This is a genomic window from Bacillus sp. RC252, from assembly GCF_044909215.1.
GTDB lineage: Bacteria > Bacillota > Bacilli > Bacillales > Bacillaceae_G > Bacillus_A > Bacillus_A mycoides.
The window spans coordinates 155,189-171,365 of the sequence record NZ_JBIYDV010000007.1 but is presented as its reverse complement, the minus strand read 5'-3'; the positions used below and the strand labels follow the sequence as shown (position 1 = coordinate 171,365).

At 35.5% G+C, this 16,177-nt stretch carries 17 protein-coding genes and 2 riboswitches; of the genes, 12 read left to right on the top strand and 5 right to left on the bottom strand.

The features are described from left to right. Window positions 1-157: 157 nt before the first annotated feature. The 10 genes from ABH960_RS12390 to glcK all read left to right on the top strand — a co-directional run bounded on the left by ABH960_RS12390 (window position 158) and on the right by glcK (window position 9,659). The gene (locus ABH960_RS12390; RefSeq protein ID WP_404445453.1) at window positions 158-1,075 is read left to right on the top strand and encodes a PstS family phosphate ABC transporter substrate-binding protein; all 918 of its coding nucleotides are present in this window, start codon (window positions 158-160) and stop codon (window positions 1,073-1,075) included. A 27-nt stretch (window positions 1,076-1,102) separates the two neighbouring features. Beyond that, window positions 1,103-2,053: a phosphate ABC transporter permease subunit PstC gene (gene pstC, locus ABH960_RS12385; RefSeq protein WP_404445450.1), complete on the top strand. Its 951-nt coding sequence runs from the start codon at window positions 1,103-1,105 to the stop codon at window positions 2,051-2,053. Window position 2,054: 1 nt separating this feature from the next. After that, window positions 2,055-2,921, top strand: a complete 867-nt coding sequence (gene pstA, locus ABH960_RS12380) for a phosphate ABC transporter permease PstA (protein ID WP_002088645.1) — start codon at window positions 2,055-2,057, stop codon at window positions 2,919-2,921. A gap of 28 nt (window positions 2,922-2,949) precedes the next feature. After that, window positions 2,950-3,765 (top strand): phosphate ABC transporter ATP-binding protein, encoded by an 816-nt coding sequence (gene pstB, locus ABH960_RS12375; protein WP_002088644.1) that lies wholly within the window; start codon window positions 2,950-2,952, stop codon window positions 3,763-3,765. A gap of 327 nt (window positions 3,766-4,092) precedes the next feature. Then, on the top strand, window positions 4,093-4,749 hold the full coding sequence (gene phoU / locus ABH960_RS12370) for a phosphate signaling complex protein PhoU (RefSeq protein WP_002015145.1): 657 nt from the start codon (window positions 4,093-4,095) through the stop codon (window positions 4,747-4,749). A gap of 345 nt (window positions 4,750-5,094) precedes the next feature. After that, window positions 5,095-7,449 carry a sugar phosphate nucleotidyltransferase gene (locus tag ABH960_RS12365; protein WP_404445446.1) on the top strand — a complete coding sequence of 785 codons (2,355 nt, stop codon included), beginning with the start codon at window positions 5,095-5,097 and terminating at the stop codon, window positions 7,447-7,449. Window positions 7,450-7,518: 69 nt separating this feature from the next. After that, window positions 7,519-7,668: a 50S ribosomal protein L33 gene (rpmG, locus tag ABH960_RS12360; RefSeq protein WP_001265616.1), complete on the top strand. Its 150-nt coding sequence runs from the start codon at window positions 7,519-7,521 to the stop codon at window positions 7,666-7,668. Window positions 7,669-7,772: 104 nt separating this feature from the next. After that, window positions 7,773-8,351 carry a 5-formyltetrahydrofolate cyclo-ligase gene (locus ABH960_RS12355; protein ID WP_404445441.1) on the top strand — a complete coding sequence of 193 codons (579 nt, stop codon included), beginning with the start codon at window positions 7,773-7,775 and terminating at the stop codon, window positions 8,349-8,351. A gap of 104 nt (window positions 8,352-8,455) precedes the next feature. Continuing rightward, window positions 8,456-8,656: a YqgQ family protein gene (locus ABH960_RS12350; RefSeq protein WP_000623706.1), complete on the top strand. Its 201-nt coding sequence runs from the start codon at window positions 8,456-8,458 to the stop codon at window positions 8,654-8,656. Between the two features lie 19 nt (window positions 8,657-8,675). Then, window positions 8,676-9,659: a glucokinase gene (gene glcK, locus ABH960_RS12345; protein WP_404445437.1), complete on the top strand. Its 984-nt coding sequence runs from the start codon at window positions 8,676-8,678 to the stop codon at window positions 9,657-9,659. 80 nt (window positions 9,660-9,739) lie between these two features. On the opposite strand, the gene ABH960_RS12340 is transcribed toward glcK, so the two are convergent. After that, window positions 9,740-9,910: a DUF2759 domain-containing protein gene (locus tag ABH960_RS12340; protein ID WP_002034036.1), complete on the bottom strand. Its 171-nt coding sequence runs from the start codon at window positions 9,908-9,910 to the stop codon at window positions 9,740-9,742. Window positions 9,911-10,080: 170 nt separating this feature from the next. Here ABH960_RS12340 and ABH960_RS12335 point away from each other — a divergent pair, with 170 nt between their 5' ends. Together ABH960_RS12335 and ABH960_RS12330 are read left to right on the top strand one after the other, a co-directional pair. Beyond that, entirely contained in the window at window positions 10,081-10,710 is a 630-nt protein-coding gene (locus ABH960_RS12335; protein ID WP_002015137.1) for an MBL fold metallo-hydrolase, read from the top strand. A gap of 9 nt (window positions 10,711-10,719) precedes the next feature. Then, window positions 10,720-11,832 carry a class I SAM-dependent methyltransferase gene (locus ABH960_RS12330; protein ID WP_219303545.1) on the top strand — a complete coding sequence of 371 codons (1,113 nt, stop codon included), beginning with the start codon at window positions 10,720-10,722 and terminating at the stop codon, window positions 11,830-11,832. A gap of 150 nt (window positions 11,833-11,982) precedes the next feature. Here the strand turns inward: ABH960_RS12330 and ABH960_RS12325 are convergent, their stop codons facing one another. The 4 genes from ABH960_RS12325 to ABH960_RS12310 all read right to left on the bottom strand — a co-directional run bounded on the left by ABH960_RS12325 (window position 11,983) and on the right by ABH960_RS12310 (window position 15,653). Then, on the bottom strand, window positions 11,983-12,273 hold the full coding sequence (locus tag ABH960_RS12325) for an ArsR/SmtB family transcription factor (protein ID WP_000894375.1): 291 nt from the start codon (window positions 12,271-12,273) through the stop codon (window positions 11,983-11,985). Between the two features lie 433 nt (window positions 12,274-12,706). Continuing rightward, window positions 12,707-13,219, bottom strand: a complete 513-nt coding sequence (locus ABH960_RS12320; protein WP_061674819.1) for a cysteine hydrolase family protein — start codon at window positions 13,217-13,219, stop codon at window positions 12,707-12,709. 161 nt (window positions 13,220-13,380) lie between these two features. Continuing rightward, window positions 13,381-14,544, bottom strand: a complete 1,164-nt coding sequence (gene metC / locus ABH960_RS12315; RefSeq protein ID WP_404445431.1) for a cystathionine beta-lyase — start codon at window positions 14,542-14,544, stop codon at window positions 13,381-13,383. Next, the gene (locus tag ABH960_RS12310; protein ID WP_404445428.1) at window positions 14,541-15,653 is read right to left on the bottom strand and encodes a methionine biosynthesis PLP-dependent protein; all 1,113 of its coding nucleotides are present in this window, start codon (window positions 15,651-15,653) and stop codon (window positions 14,541-14,543) included. Before ABH960_RS12310 ends, metC begins: the two co-directional genes overlap by 4 nt. A gap of 89 nt (window positions 15,654-15,742) precedes the next feature. Continuing rightward, window positions 15,743-15,856: riboswitch (SAM riboswitch) on the bottom strand. A 203-nt stretch (window positions 15,857-16,059) separates the two neighbouring features. Then, a riboswitch (SAM riboswitch) is annotated at window positions 16,060-16,169 on the top strand. Window positions 16,170-16,177: the final 8 nt, after the last annotated feature.

The window sequence follows — 16,177 nt, the reverse complement described above, 5'->3', positions numbered from 1 at the left end:
ATCTAAAGTACAAAAGTGAAAATAAAGTTTGTGTATACAGTTGTTTTTGTGGGACTTTACAAAACTTTTACAAATAATTAAAACCGAATTAATAGTTTAGCAGTATTCTTATATCTGTAATCCTGTTATTTCCGGTTACTTCTAGGAGGAAGAACACGTGAAATGGATGAGCACATCGATTAAAGTTTTGACATTATCAACATGTTTCCTTTGTTTTAATATGTCTACTGCATTCGCTACAAATGAAATGGGAGAAGTGAGAGTTGATGGATCCTCAACGGTTTTCCCCATTATAGAGGCAGTAGCAGAGGAATATACAAAGGCCCATCCAAACGTGAAAATTTCTATTAGTATTTCTGGGACAGGGGGAGGATTTAATCGTTTCAGTAAAGGAGAAGTAGATATAAACAATGCTTCGAGATTGATGAAACCGGTAGAAGAAAAAGCAATGCAGAAAAAATTCATTCAATTTACACCATTTGAGGTTGCTTATGACGGTCTAACGATTGTTGTGAATCGTCAAAATACGTGGGTAAACAATATGACGATAGACGAGTTACGTCTATTATGGAGTGAAAATGGAAGATTGAAACGATGGTCACAAATTCATTCATCATGGCCTCGTGAACAAGTTGAATTTTATGCGCCAGGCGTAGACTCTGGTACTTATGATTATTTCCAAAATGTTGTCCTACAAAATAATCGCCTTGTAAAAACGGTTTCTTTGTCTGAAGACGATCAAGTTATTATGCAAGGGGTAATGAATGATAAAAATGCCATTGCTTTTGTAGGATATGCTTATTATATGGCCAATCGAGATAAGGTAAAAGCAATACAGGTGGATGGTGTATTTCCAACGAAAGAGACCATTCAGTCGGGTACGTATAAGCCATTATCTAGGCCGCTATTTACGTATGTGAATCATGCATCTATCAGAAATAAAATTAATGTAGCAAATTATGTTGAGTTTATGATTAAGCATGTTGGAAGCCTTGCTGAAGAGGTCGGATATGTAAAATTACCAAAAGAAAAATATAATGAACAGCTGCGAATGTTAACAGAAATAAAAAGGTAATGTCAGGGTGGAAAGGGGTTTTCATCTTTGGCTCATAATGACAAAAGTCAAATTACATTTTCTGTACAACATTTGATTGAGAGAAATACAAATAGAAGAAAAAAAACGCAGCGAATCAATCGAATTGTTCCGTTAATACTAAAAGCCATTGCTAGCGTGTCCATTGTAACGACACTTGGAATTATTATTACGTTGGCAAATGAAACAATCATGTTTTTTCAAAAGATATCATTGTATTCTTTTTTGACAGAGAAGGAATGGTTACCTTTTTTTGAAGATCCAAAATTCGGTATATTACCACTTATATGTGGAACAATCCTTGTAACAGCAATTGCCATGTTCGTAGCAATTCCTATTGGTTTAGGTTGTGCCGTGTTTTTAAGCGAATACGCTTCGAATGGTGCTCGGAAAATATTAAAACCGTTGTTAGAGCTACTAGCAGGCATCCCGACAATTGTATATGGTTTTTTCGCGTTAACAGTTGTCACACCACTTTTACAACGGGTTATACCAGATTTGCAGTTTTTTAATGCTATTAGTCCAGGTATTGTTATAGGGTTTATGATGATACCGACGATTGCATCTCTCTCTGAAGATGCGATGAGAGCTGTAGCGAAAGGAATTAAAGAAGCCTCATTAGCGCTAGGAGCAACTCGTTTTGAGATGGTAAAACAAGTGGTGTTTCCATCGGCTTTTACGGGCATAATGGCAGCGATTATATTAGCAGCTTCCAGGGCAATTGGTGAAACGATGATTGTTGTTATTGCAGCTGGATCAACACCTAATGTATCGATAGATCCGACTCATTCTATTCAAACATTAACAGCCTATATTGTACAAGTGAGTTTAGGTGATGCTCCGCACGGAACGATTACTTATTACAGCATGTATGCTGTAGGTGCAACGTTATTTATGTTTACTTTTATTATGAATTTCATTTCGCAATATATTATGCGCCGTTTTAGGAGGTTGACATAATATGCGAATGTTAAACCATAAGAACATACAAGAAAATATGGCATCGCGTTTTTTAAAGGATCGGATTTACAAGTGTTTGTTTTATATAGCAATTTTGTTTTCAGTAGTAATACTTTTTATATTGCTTTTTCAAATTTTTGAAAAAGGTATAAGTTATCTTTCAATAGATTTCTTTACAAACTTCGCCTCACGTAATCCGAGAGAAGCTGGGATTGTCGCTGCTTTGTCAGGAACAATACTATTTATGAGCATTGTTATACCAGTCTCTTTTATATTTGGAGTCGGAACAGCTCTTTATTTAGAGCATTATGCGAAGGAGTCCGTTTTTAAAAAGTTAATTGAATTAAATAATCAAACATTAGCAGGGGTACCTTCCGTTGTGTTTGGTTTACTCGGGTTAACTATTTTCGTATACGCTCTCCATTTGGGAGAGAGCATAATGGCAGCGGCACTGACGATGAGTTTACTCGTCTTACCAACTGTTGTTGTAGCTAGTCAAGAAGCGATTAGAACTGTGCCGAGCTCATTACTAGAGGCTTCTTACGGATTAGGTGCTACGAAATGGCAAACGATGTATCAAATTGTATTGCCAGTCGCTTTGCCAGGGATTGTAACGGGATGTACGTTAGCGGTATCGAGAGCAATTGGTGAGGCAGCACCATTATTAGTTATTGGGGCCCTTGCCTTTGCAAATTATGTTCCGTTCAGTATGTTTGATAGATTTACGGTTTTACCAATTCAAATTTTTAATTGGATGAGTAGACCACAAGAAGAATTTCAGTATGTAGCAGCAGCTGGGATGATTGTTTTGCTAGGATTGTTGCTCTTTATAAATATATTTGTCTTATGGTTACGAAATCGAAAATAAGTTGGAAGTGGATGAAAGGGGAATTCAAATGGTAGCAACAGTAGTAAATGTACAGGTGAAAAATGAGAAAAAGATTGAGACAGCACCAAAAAAAATAGTATTTGATACGAAAAATTTAAATTTATGGTACGGAGAAGACCATGCTTTAAAAGATATCAACTTAAGTATTCATGAGAATGAAGTAACAGCGATTATCGGTCCAAGTGGTTGTGGGAAATCAACATACTTAAAAACGCTAAATCGTATGGTAGAGTTAGTGCCTATCGTTCGAACTACGGGCGTTATCGAATATAGAGAACGAAACATATTTGATAAATCATATCCGGTTGAAGAATTACGTACGCATGTGGGTATGGTGTTCCAAAAGCCAAATCCATTCCCAAAATCTATTTATGAAAATGTAGCATATGGTCCGAAAATCCATGGTGTTCGTGACAAAAAAACACTTGATGAAATTGTTGAAAATAGCTTGCGCGGCGCAGCTATTTGGGATGAGTTAAAAGATCGTTTGCATGATAATGCATACGGTTTATCTGGTGGTCAGCAACAACGTCTATGCATTGCACGCTGCTTAGCGATTGAGCCAGACGTAATTTTAATGGATGAGCCAACATCGGCGCTAGATCCAATTTCAACATCAAAAGTAGAAGAATTAATTCAGGAGTTAAAGAAAGATTTTAGTATTGTTATCGTAACGCACAACATGCAACAAGCAGCACGAATTTCAGATAAAACTGCTTTCTTCTTAAGTGGAGAAGTTGTGGAATATACAGATACAAACAAATTATTTACAACACCTGCAGATAAGCGTACAGAAGACTACATTACAGGACGATTTGGTTGATATCGCTAGCAAGGCTAAGAGTAAATGCCCTCTTAACAGAGGGCATTTCTCATTTTCACCTCATTTTAAATAGGGGAGTAATATTTCTCTTTTCTTAAGGCTTAATAAACATACAAGAGGCTGGGTAGGGGATTTATCCCGCTATTTGCCGGGCAGTAAAACTCCCAACTCAAAACTCGGATGGAGCAAAGAAGTTAGGTGGGAGTCGGGCTGCCCGTAAACGCCCGATTGATGAAGGCTAATAATCAGTGGGGGATGAAAAACCCCCACACTGATTAAAGTTTCACTTTATATAAAATGGCACATAATATTGAGGGGGAAGAAATGATGGTAAGAGAACAGTTTCAATGTGATTTAAAAACGTTACAGCAAAAGGTGATCGAGCTTGGTGAGTTAGCAAGTGGAGCTTTATTGATTGCTATGGAAGGTCTTCACAACAGGGATGTAGAGAAAGCGTTAGAAGTCATTGATGGGGATTATCGCATGGATAATTTAGAAGAGGAAATAAATGACCTTGCGCTTATGCTTATTACAAAGCAGCAGCCTGTAGCAAGTGATTTAAGAAGAATTTTCATTTCAATTAAAACAGCGACAGATTTAGAACGTATTGCAGACCATGCTGTTAATATTGCGAAATCAACAATTCGTCTTGGTGAAAAAGAAGTGGTTGTTAGTTTACATAATCTTGAGGAAATGTTTGAGATTGCTCATAAGATGTTAAATTTAGCATTAGAAGCATATGAGCAAGAAAATTTAACTTTTGCTAAACAAATTGCTGAAATGGATGATTCAGTTGATGAAATTTATGGGAAGGCGATTCGTGAATTTATTTCATCTATCCCTGGACAACCAGAAGCGATTACACAAATTACACAACTATCCTTTGTTGCTAGATATATTGAGCGTGTAGCAGACCATGTTACAAATATTGCCGAGAATGTATTTTATGTAGTAAAAGGAAAGCATTATTTATTGAATGAGTAGGGGGAAAAGTAGGTGATGAGAAATCACCTGCTTTTTTTAGTCAAAACATGACAAAAAAAGCTCGTTGTTTCCTTTAGTCTATGATGATAAGATGTATCATAATTAATGGAAAAATAAGTACATATATGTTAGTTACGTCTTATTAATTATTTTACCAAGTTAATGGTAAGCGCTTTCTTTTTGGTGGGAGTTAAAAGGTACATTTATTTATAAAGTGAGGCTTTAATTAGTGGGGCTGTCTCTCGCTAATTGTTAGATCATACCAAACCGGACTTTTACTGCAGTTAATGTGGGGTAAATGATATACGGAGTTCTTGAACATTATATAAGTGGAGGCTGAAGTATATGAAGGGGGTTATTTTAGCTGGAGGAAAAGGGAGACGCCTTAGACCATTAACATGTAATACTCCAAAACCGATGTTACCATTGTTAGAAAAACCAGTTCTTGAATATAATATTGAATTATTACGTCAGCATGGTATTCGTGAAATTGCAATTACAGTTCAATATATGAGTACTGCCATTAAGCAATACTTTGGTGATGGTAGTAAGTGGGGAGTTAACTTGTATTATTTTGAAGATTCTCCTCCGCTTGGAACAGCAGGGAGTATTAAGCAAGCGGAAAGTTTTTTAGATGAAACATTTGTTGTTATTAGTGGGGATGCACTAACTGACTTTCAATTATCAGAAGGAATTGCATTTCATGAACAGAAGAAGAGAATGGTAACGATGTTTGTGAAAGAAGTAGAAAACCCACTCTCATTTGGCTTAGTTGTAATGAATAAAGAACAAGAAATTATACGATATATAGAAAAGCCGAGCTGGAATGAGGTAGTTTCTAATATTGTGAATACAGGTATTTATATAATGGAGCCAGAAATCTTTTCTTACATACCATCCATGGAATTTTCGGATTTCAGTCATGATGTGTTTCCTTTATTGGCAAATAAAAATGCTTTATTTGCATATTTATCAGAAGACTATTGGCTAGATATTGGTACATTTGATCAATATCGGCAAGCTCAATTCGATTTGTTGACGAAAAAATTGAAGGTGCCTATTCCATATACAGAAGTATTACCGATGGTGTGGATGGGAGAAGGTGTAACGATAGGAAAAGGGACGAAAATTCATGGCCCTTCTTTTATTGGAGAAGGAGCAATGATTGGTGCAGGGGCTGTAATTGAACCGTACTCTATTATCGGGAAAAATAGTATCGTTTCAAGTTATTCTCATCTTCAAAAAAGCATCATTTTTGCAAATTCTCATATAGGAAAAAATTGTGAGTTGTTAGAAACAACAATAGGAGATTATACAATGGTCGAAGATGATGTTACACTTTTTCAAAAAAGTATTGTAGCGGACCATTGTCATATAGGGAAAAGTACAGTAATTAAGCAAAAAGGAAAAATATGGCCATATAAGGAGATAGATAGTCATTCGATAGTAGGTTCTGCCGGTGTTAAAGAGAGTGAAAAGAGTGCAGGGTGGTTACAAAAAAGCCGGATTGTAGGAAGGGGTAATGTTGAAATTACTCCTCAATTTATTGTGAAAGTTGCAATGGCTTATGGATCTCTTTTTGCTAAAGGAGAGAGTATATTGATTGGAAGTCAGGAAAATATAGAAACAACTTCCTTTAAAAATTTATTCCTCCATGCCATTCATGGCAGCGGGATTCATACGATGGAATGTAAAGAAATGAATGAGTCGCTTTTTCAGTATGCCATTCATAATTTGCAATGTGCAGGTGGAGTTTTCGTTCAAGTGGAAAGCGAAAGAGGGATTGTTATACAATTGTATGGTAAGGAGGGCTCATTTTTAACGTATAAGCAGCAAAAAGCGATAGAACAAGTATATATGTCTGAGTCGTTTTATTACGCTTGTGAGAAAGAAATGGGACGAAATAAGCTAGTTCACGTTTCTGTAAATAATTATGTAGAAGCTGTGTTAGAGCATATTGATATTGAAACGATACAAAAACAGAAGTTTCATCTTCTTATTAATAAGAGAAATGATATGTTACAACATTTACTTATGATTTTTTTGCAAAGGCTCGGATGCACAGTTACATGGATTTATGCGGGCGAACAAAAGCATCATGTGAAAGCCTTGATGAAATCAAGTAAAGCAAATATGGCACTTATGTTTTCAGAGCAAGGAAATTATTTCGAGTTATATGATAATCATAGTAATATTTACCAGGGAACAGATTTTGAAGAGGTAGATATTCCAGATTTATTACTTGAATCGGCAGGAAATATTTACCCGATGTCTTTGAAATTAGGAGAATGTTACCTTCTATTTTATACGCAGGATGAAAAAAAGTCGTTTCAAGCGAGATGGAAGCGAGATATTTTATATCGAATTGGAAAATTATTCGAGCTAATAGCATTGCAGGGAAAAACATTTCTCAGCATAGTAGAGCAATCACCTCCGCTCTATCTACTTTGTGATGAAGTTGTATGTTCATGGAATGAAAAAGGGAAAGTAATGAGGAAATTATTGGCTGATATGGAAAGAAAGGAAGAAGGTATATTTGAAGGAGTACAGTTCAAATATACCGAAAAAGAGTGGTCTTATATCGTTTCTGACACAAAACAACCGAAATTTTTAGTGTATTCGCATGCTAGAAACCCAGTAATAGCAAGGGAAAACATGAAAAATCTTATAGAAAAAATTAGACAATATCAAAAGGTGTAGAATTTTTATTTTAAAAGTGGTATTATAGTATAGTCTGATTTAAGTTATTAGTACTGGAGGGAAATAAGAATGCGTGTGAATATTACTCTAGCATGTACAGAATGCGGAGATCGTAACTATATCTCAAAGAAAAACAAACGTAACAACGCTGAGCGTATCGAGCTTAAAAAGTATTGCAAGCGTGACAAGAAGTCTACGTTACACCGTGAAACAAAGTAAGCAGTAGGAATATTTTCCTACTGTTTCTTTTTTTATTCGGTTCCTCTGTTAAAAGTGATACACTATCATCGTAGAGCAAAGTGTCACTGTGAGGGGGAAAATGTGTGAGAGAAGAGAAACTACGTTTACGTAAACAAATAATAGAACACATGAATTCTTTATCAGAAGAACGGTATACAACTTTATCAGAGAAAATTGCAGCTTCGTTGTATGCGCAAAAAGAGTGGATTGAAGCTAAAACAATTGGAATCACCCTCTCAATGGAAAATGAAGTGAATACATATCCTATTATCGAAAAAGCTTGGGAAGAAGGAAAGAAAGTTGTTGTTCCGAAGTGTAATAAAGGAACACGAACGATGTCTTTCCGGAAAATTAGTAATTTTGATCAATTAGAAACAGTGTATATGAATTTACGTGAACCAATTCCAGCGCTTACGGAAGAAGTGAATGCAGATGAAATTGATCTTCAAATCGTGCCAGGCGTAGCTTATACAGAGCGAGGAGAACGGATTGGATATGGCGGTGGCTATTATGATCGTTATCTCGTACATTATAAAGGGAAAGCGTTATCATTAGCTTATAGTTTTCAAATGGTAGAACATATTCCAGTAGAGCCATTTGATGAAAATGTAGAAAAAATTATTACAGAAAAAGGAACAATGGTTATAAATGGGCTTGTATAGACAAATAAAAATTGACGAGACTTTTTCTTCTTGATTATAATAAAATATGTGAACGTTTTCTTATTATAATTTTTTTATAGTAAGTGAGCATAAAGGGTGATGAAATGATATCCATTTATGATATTCAGCAATTGCTAAAGAAATTTGGTACGATTATTTATACGGGTGATCGAATTGCAGATTTACAATTAATGCAAGATGAATTGCGTGAATTAAATCAATCACAGCTAATCGATCCACAAGACTATCAAACAGCTTTATTTTTATTGAAGCAAGAAATTCAAAAAGAGCTAAATAAGAATTAGATAAAGGTAGGTACGTAACATGGAAGAGAAATGGTTAGTTGGTGTTGACCTTGGTGGTACAACGATTAAATTAGCATTTATTAATGTGTACGGTGAAATTTTACATAAGTGGGAAATCCCTACGAATACAAATGAACAAGGAAAACATATTACACTTGATGTAGCGAAAGCTATTGATAAAAAGTTAGAAGAATTAGGTGAATTAAAAAGTAAGCTAATTGGTATTGGTATGGGAGCTCCTGGTCCTGTACATGTGGCAACTGGAATGATTTATGAAGCGGTTAATTTAGGATGGAAAAACTATCCGTTAAAAGATTTACTAGAAGTAGAAACGGGATTACCTGTTGTTATTGATAATGATGCAAACTTAGCGGCGCTTGGTGAAATGTGGAAAGGTGCTGGTGAAGGAGCAAAAGATTTAATTTGTATGACACTTGGCACTGGTGTTGGTGGTGGTGTTATCGCCAATGGTGAGATTGTACATGGTATAAGCGGTGCTGCTGGTGAGATTGGACATATTACAGTTGTTACAGAGAACGCTTTTCCATGTAATTGCGGGAAGTCGGGTTGTTTAGAAACGGTAGCCTCTGCAACAGGTATTGTACGTGTTGCTATGCAACAAATACAAGAGACAGATAAAGAAAGTGTTTTACGTTCCATGTTAGCAGAAGAAGGGCTTATTACATCAAAAGATGTGTTTGAAGCGCTTGGACAAGGTGACGAACTAGCAGGTGAAGTAGTGGAAAAAGTAGCTTCTTATTTAGGATTAGCTGTAGCGAACCTTGCTAGTACGTTGAACCCAGAGAAAATCGTAATTGGTGGTGGCGTATCTAAAGCTGGAGACGCACTATTAGAGCCAATTCAACGTTATTTCGAGCAATATGCTTTCTCTCGTGCTGTAAAGAGCACAAAGTTAGCAATTGCAATACTTGGTAATGATGCAGGTGTAATTGGAGGAGCGTGGCTTGTAAAAAAGCACAAATACGAGGGGAAGATAATATAAGTTGTGAATAATGAAAAGAGGAAGGGGCCCCCTTCCTCTTTTTATGCAAGATCTTGTTGGAGAATAAAAATGTAAATGGATTAAGCTGGTGGGTACCCATTATATAGAACAGTCATGATTGTAAACCATCCGAAAACAAGTACGGTTGCAATAGCGAAGCCGCCCGCGAATAAGTTTTTTTCGCGAAGTGTTCTAAGCGTAGCAAATACAGCTAACAGAGTGACTAGCGTAAAAATAATAACAAGGCCCATACAATATCCTCCTCTGTCTACTCATTCCTTATGATGAGTTTTTAGAATATTTACTCTTTTATATTGTACATGTTTTAAAAATGATTGTCGAGATAACACGCCTTCTTTTCCTAAGAGAAAGAAATGTTGTATCATTAAAAGTAAATTAAATAACTGGAGGAGATTTTCATATGAAATGGATACAAATGCCTTTAGGCCCATTACAAACAAATGCTTATATTTTAACGAATGATCAAAATGAGTGTATTATTTTTGATCCTGGTCATGAAGGAGAGAAACTTGTTACATATTTACAGGAAGCGCAGTTAAAGCCACTTGCGGTTTTATTAACACATGCTCACTTTGATCATATTGGTGCTGTTGATGCCGTGAGAGACGCTTTTCATATTCCTGTATACGTACATAAAGAAGAAGCGGATTGGTTAGGAGATGCAACTGTGAATGGCTCGCAAATTTTTATGATGAACCGCAGTATTACAGCAAAACCAGCAGACCATATTATTGACGAAGAGGGTACATTAACGATCGGTTCTTTTAGTTTTGAAATTTTTGAGACACCAGGACATTCTCCAGGAAGTATTTCTTATTACAGTAAAGAAGCGAATGCTGTATTTTCTGGAGATGTATTGTTCCAAATGAGTATTGGAAGAACGGATTTACCTGGTGGAAGTTTTGCTGAATTAATTGGAAGTATTGAAGAGAAATTATTTGTATTACCAGATGAAACAGCGGTGCTATGTGGACACGGTCCAGAAACAAGCATTGGTTTTGAAAAAGAAAATAATCCATTTTTACAATAAGGAGTCATTATGGGGATGGAGCTCAATTTAAGAGAATGGATGGGAAAAGAAAAGGATCATTCGATTTCATATAGTACGTATATGAACCTCGTATTATATGCAGAGGAACATGGGTATTATATGAGAGAACGTGAAAAAATCGGAAGACAGGGAGATTTTTTTACGAGTAGCAATGTATCTTCTGTATTTGCGAAGACTTTTGCTAAGTTTTTTATTCGGCTTGTTGAAAAGGGAGAAGTTTCTCCAAATATTTGTGAGATTGGTGGGGGAACAGGAAAGTTTGCCTATGATGTTTTACAAGAATGGAAACAATTATCTCCGGAAACCTTTATCAATTTAAACTATTCAATTATTGAAGTGAGCCCTTTTCATAGAAGGCTACAACAGGAGAGGCTTTGCTTATTTGATAATGTGTCGTATTATACATCTTATATTGAAATGGGAGAGTCTTTCGAAGGAATTATTTTTTCGAATGAATTATTTGATGCGTTTCCTGTTGAGATAGTTGAGAAAAGAAATGGAATTTTGTATGAAGTACGTATCACGTATACAGATGAGGGAAACCTTACAGAAGTATTTAGACCGATAGAGAAAAGAGTCGGTCGTTACTTATTGAAATATAACATTCATATTGCTGAGGGACAGCGCTTTGAAGTGCCTATTGCAATGGAAGAGTATATAGAAGAGATTGCGAAATGGTTTCAGAAAGGTATATGTATTACAGTTGATTATGGATATACAAAAGAAGAATGGATGCATCCTGCACATCGTGAAGGAAGTTTAAGAGGATATTATAAGCACAAGCTAATTCGTAATCCTCTTGCATATCCAGGAGAAATGGACCTTACTACGCATGTTCATTGGGATGAGTTGAAGATGAATTTTGAGCTGCACGGAATTAATACGATATGGCATAGGAAGCAATCAGAGTTTTTGTTAGCAGCAGGAATATTAGATCAGCTTGCTAGCCATCAAGATACCAACCCTTTTTCTGAAACTCAAAAACTAAATAGAGCTATTCGCTCTATGATTTTGAACGGAGGATTAGGTAATGCTTTCGATGTTGTTATACACACAAAAGATATGAAGAATTTACTTTTGAATCAATATTTAACGATATGAAAAAAACAAGACACAGTATTTTCTGTGTCTTGTTTTTTAATACGACTTTTAATTATGTAGCATTATATATTTTCTCTCATGATATATATTTATATTAAAGATATGAGATGAAAAATATAGAATACACTCTTTTTCTCTGTCTATAGGTCCCTAACCTAATAATACACGAACGAGTTGAATAATTGTTTCGTTTTCTACTTTGTAGTAAATTTCCAATCCTTTTCTTTCACTAGAAACGATTTTAGCACTTTTTAACTTTGCTAAATGCTGTGAAATTGTAGATTGTGGCATGTTTAAGCCTGTGTACATTGTAGAAACGTTGCTTGGGCCACGTTCAATTAATCCCTTTACAATACATAAGCGAACAGGATGAGCAAGCACTTTCAATAATTCTGCATTGCTTTCATATAGTTCTATTTCTTTTTGAAAGGTTTCTAACATGTTCTTTTCCACCTCCGTGTGAGCTGTTATACCATACTATACATACCAAAAAATCAAAGAAAAGAAAACAGTTGTTGCAGAAAAAAAGTCCTAAAGTAAAGAAATTGTAAGAAAAGAGACCCTGATGTAAATAAAATAGATAAATTTGCACAGTTTTGTAAAATGACATTTTTGAGTGAAAATTTTGATGCGTTTCAAAAATTGAAAGATATAGATATATTCGTAACACAATTTTATCATGATTTTCTTATTCTTTCAAATGAATATACAAAATTTTTAAAATAATATGACAAAGGAATTATAATGTTATATATAGAATATATAACAGGTTAAAAGAAAAGAAGCTGATTATGATCAGCTTCATTATGATGATAATGAAATGTTTGGATGTAACTGATAAATCTTAGAATAATTAAGTCATTAGTCATTTATTCTAGAGTTCATCTTGTATCAATTTTAAAAATCTGTGATTCCATATATTCTCATAAAAATTAATTGTCTCTTTTGCGGACATAAATGGATTATTTAACGTAGAGGTTGTTTTCTGTACCATGAAGTTTTCGTATCCCAGTCCATGGGCAAATTTAATCGTAGCATCCATACAGTACTCTGTTTGGGCACCACAAAATTCAATATGATGTACAGATAATTGGTCTAAAATCTCTTTTAAGTTCGTTTTATAAAATGAATTTGCATGTGTTTTTCTTACAAAAAAATCTTGTTCTTGAACATCTAGATCGGTATGAATAGCCCAAAGTTCTTTTTCGGGTACTAAATCATCATCACAATGTTGAACAAAAATGATTGGTTTATTTGATTTTCTATAGGAAGAAATTCTTTTATTTACTTTTGTAAGCAAGTTTTGTAAATCAAATAAATGCTCTCCGCTATAACATACCCCATTTTGTAAATCGATAACGATTAAAACATCTGCACAAGTATCCATTATTTTTGCCCCTTTTTTACTTTTTAATATATCAATTAATTCATTACTTGGAAATAGATGGTGCTCTTTCGTTTTTTTATGAACTATACGAAAAGTAAAAAATATACTTAACGGCATAAAACAGAAGATATGAAAACTTAATTTCATATCTTCTGTTCGTCCTATGCATTTACAGGTTCTTCTACATAAGAAAGGGCATTTTCAAAATCGGATATTAAATCGTCAACATTTTCAAGGCCAACGGATAACCGAAGTAATGAATTAGAAATACCTCTTTCATCACGAGCTTCTTGCGACAGTGCTGCATGTGACATTTTAGCTGGGTAGGAAAGAATCGATTCGACAGCTCCTAAACTAACTGCGAAGACAGGTAATTTTACTTTTGATAAAAATTGGCGGAGTGCGTCTTCTGATTGTAAAGTGAAAGATAGGACAGCTCCGGCTGATGTAGCTTGAGATTGTTGAATGTCAAATCCAAGATGTGTTTGTAAGCCAGGATAATAGACATTTTGAACTTTAGTGTGCTCTTGTAAATAGTGTGCAATTTTATTGGCGTTTGCAGCTGAATGCTCAAGACGTACATGCAATGTTTTTAGGCCGCGAAGTACGAGAGAACAATCTTGAGGACCTAAAATAGCGCCGAATGCATTTTGTAAAAATCCAAGTTTTTGAGCGAGTTCGGCATCTTTTACAACTGCTAATCCGGCAGTAACATCACTATGACCGGCAATGAATTTTGTAGCACTATGAAGAACGACATCTGCGCCAAGATCAAGCGGTTTTTGAAATAGTGGTGTCAAAAATGTATTATCAACAAAAGTAAGAGCACCAATAGATTTTGCAAGATTAGAAACAGCACGAATATCTGTCACTTTTAAAAGTGGGTTAGAAGGTGTTTCTACATAAAAGAGCTTCGTATTTGGTTTAATGTTTTCTTTTACTTCTTCCACATTGGTCATATCCACAAATGTATGTGAAACACCATAACGGGAGAGAACTTCAGTAACAATTCGATAAGTGCCTCCATATACATCTTCTGAAATAAGAACATGGTCACCTTGTGAAAGAAGGAGAAATGCAGTAGAAATGGCTGCAATGCCTGATGCAAAGGCAAATCCTTTTGTCCCGCCTTCTAATAAAGCAATGATATCTTCAAGAGCTTCACGTGTTGGATTTCCAGATCTACTATAGTCATACTTTCCGAAAGCATCTACATCAAACTGATGGAATGTTGATGTGTTATAGATGGGAACGTTAACAGCTCCTGTGTGTGAGTCATGCTTGTATTGATTATGCAGTAAAAGCGTATCTATGGAATAACTCATATTCTTACACCTTCTTTTACAAGTTTAATTGCTTGCTTTAAGTCTTGAATTAAGTCGTTGCTATTTTCGATGCCGACTGAAAAACGGAGAAGACGATTACACACACCACGTGCTGTTCGAACATCTTCTGGAATGTCGGCATGAGTTTGCGTTGCTGGATAAGTCATTAAACTTTCGACGCCGCCAAGACTTTCAGCAAATGTAATTAAGGATAAAGATTGTAAGAAAGGATTAATCCAAGTTTCATCTTGAAGGCGAAATGAAATCATACCACCTCTTCCTGGATAAAATACATCTGTCACACCATCTTCATCATTTAAATAAGCAACAATTGCATGAGCGTTTTCTTCATGCTGCTTCATGCGAAGTGCTAAAGTCTTCATCCCTCGAATTAATAGCCATGAATCAAACGGGCTTAAGACAGCACCAGAGGCATTATGGTAATGAGCAAGCTCCTGGCAAAGAGATTTCCCTTTCGCAACGACAAGTCCGCTTAGTACATCGTTATGACCGCCTAAATATTTAGTTGCGCTATGAAGGACGATGTTTGCACCTTCTGTTAATGGTTGCTGTATATAAGGTGTATAGAACGTGTTATCTACAATAAGAAGTAGTCCGTGCCTTTTCGCTACACTTGCTACACTTACGATATCAGTTACTTGCATTAATGGATTAGTCGGTGTTTCTATGAAAATAGCCTTCGTTTGAGATGTGATTGCTTGCTCAATTTGTTTAATAGATTGTGTATCTACGTATCTACATCGAATATTCCACTTGTCTTCATGTTCGGAAAATAGACGATATGTTCCCCCGTATAAGTCTTCAGATACGATAAGCTCATCTCCGGAACGGAATAGTGAAAGGACAAGGAGAACAGCCGCCATTCCTGAACTACAGGCATAACCTTGCTCACCGCTTTCTAAGTCTGCAATTGCCTGTTCTAAAAGACCGCGAGTCGGATTTCCAGTTCTTGAATAGTCAAAACCAGTAGATTTACCAATTCCTTCGTGACGATAAGCAGTTGAGAAATAAACAGGTGGATTAACAGTTCCTGTTGTAGCTTCGCTACGGTTCCCGATTTGTGCTAGTTTTGTTTCGATTGTTGACATGTGAAAATTCCCCCTTTTTAAAGTGAACGACTAAGTGAAAATAAAAAAAGCCTTCTAAGAAGAAGGCTTTCGGATTGAATAGAGTCTTCTTCTCATCTGTCAAATCTTTCACAATTTGCTGGAATTAGCACCTTATTAACGAATGAATGTTAATGGTTGCTGAGGCGTCAAAGGGCCAGTCCCTCTACCTCTCTAGATAAGAATGTTCGTATGAAATTTTATTATGGTTTTAACTTTACAACAAAAGATAATTGAATTGCAACTCTATTTTAAATAATTTTTATTTTTCCGCAAGTGTCATTGACTTTTATTTTAGTGCGTGCTAAATTTATAAAAAAATTAACAAACATTGTTAAAAGGGGAACGTATTTCCTTTTAGCTACATAAATAAAATAATAAAGACAAACTCTTATTGAGAGCGGTGGAGGGAAAGGCCCTGTGAAACCCGGCAACCTTCAAACTAAATGTTTGAAACGGTGCTAAAACCTGCAAAACGTGTGTTTTGCATGATAAGAGGAGGAACA

Coding starts and splice junctions, on each gene's coding strand:
- pstA (WP_002088645.1), top strand. CDS start 2,055: ATGCGAATGTTAAACCATAAGAACATACAAGAAAATATGGCATCGCGT.
- pstB (WP_002088644.1), top strand. CDS start 2,950: ATGGTAGCAACAGTAGTAAATGTACAGGTGAAAAATGAGAAAAAGATT.
- phoU (WP_002015145.1), top strand. CDS start 4,093: ATGGTAAGAGAACAGTTTCAATGTGATTTAAAAACGTTACAGCAAAAG.
- ABH960_RS12365 (WP_404445446.1), top strand. CDS start 5,095: ATGAAGGGGGTTATTTTAGCTGGAGGAAAAGGGAGACGCCTTAGACCA.
- rpmG (WP_001265616.1), top strand. CDS start 7,519: ATGCGTGTGAATATTACTCTAGCATGTACAGAATGCGGAGATCGTAAC.
- ABH960_RS12350 (WP_000623706.1), top strand. CDS start 8,456: ATGATATCCATTTATGATATTCAGCAATTGCTAAAGAAATTTGGTACG.
- glcK (WP_404445437.1), top strand. CDS start 8,676: ATGGAAGAGAAATGGTTAGTTGGTGTTGACCTTGGTGGTACAACGATT.
- ABH960_RS12340 (WP_002034036.1), bottom strand. CDS start 9,910: ATGGGCCTTGTTATTATTTTTACGCTAGTCACTCTGTTAGCTGTATTT.
- ABH960_RS12335 (WP_002015137.1), top strand. CDS start 10,081: ATGAAATGGATACAAATGCCTTTAGGCCCATTACAAACAAATGCTTAT.
- ABH960_RS12330 (WP_219303545.1), top strand. CDS start 10,720: ATGGGGATGGAGCTCAATTTAAGAGAATGGATGGGAAAAGAAAAGGAT.
- ABH960_RS12325 (WP_000894375.1), bottom strand. CDS start 12,273: ATGTTAGAAACCTTTCAAAAAGAAATAGAACTATATGAAAGCAATGCA.
- ABH960_RS12320 (WP_061674819.1), bottom strand. CDS start 13,219: ATGGATACTTGTGCAGATGTTTTAATCGTTATCGATTTACAAAATGGG.
- metC (WP_404445431.1), bottom strand. CDS start 14,544: ATGAGTTATTCCATAGATACGCTTTTACTGCATAATCAATACAAGCAT.
- ABH960_RS12310 (WP_404445428.1), bottom strand. CDS start 15,653: ATGTCAACAATCGAAACAAAACTAGCACAAATCGGGAACCGTAGCGAA.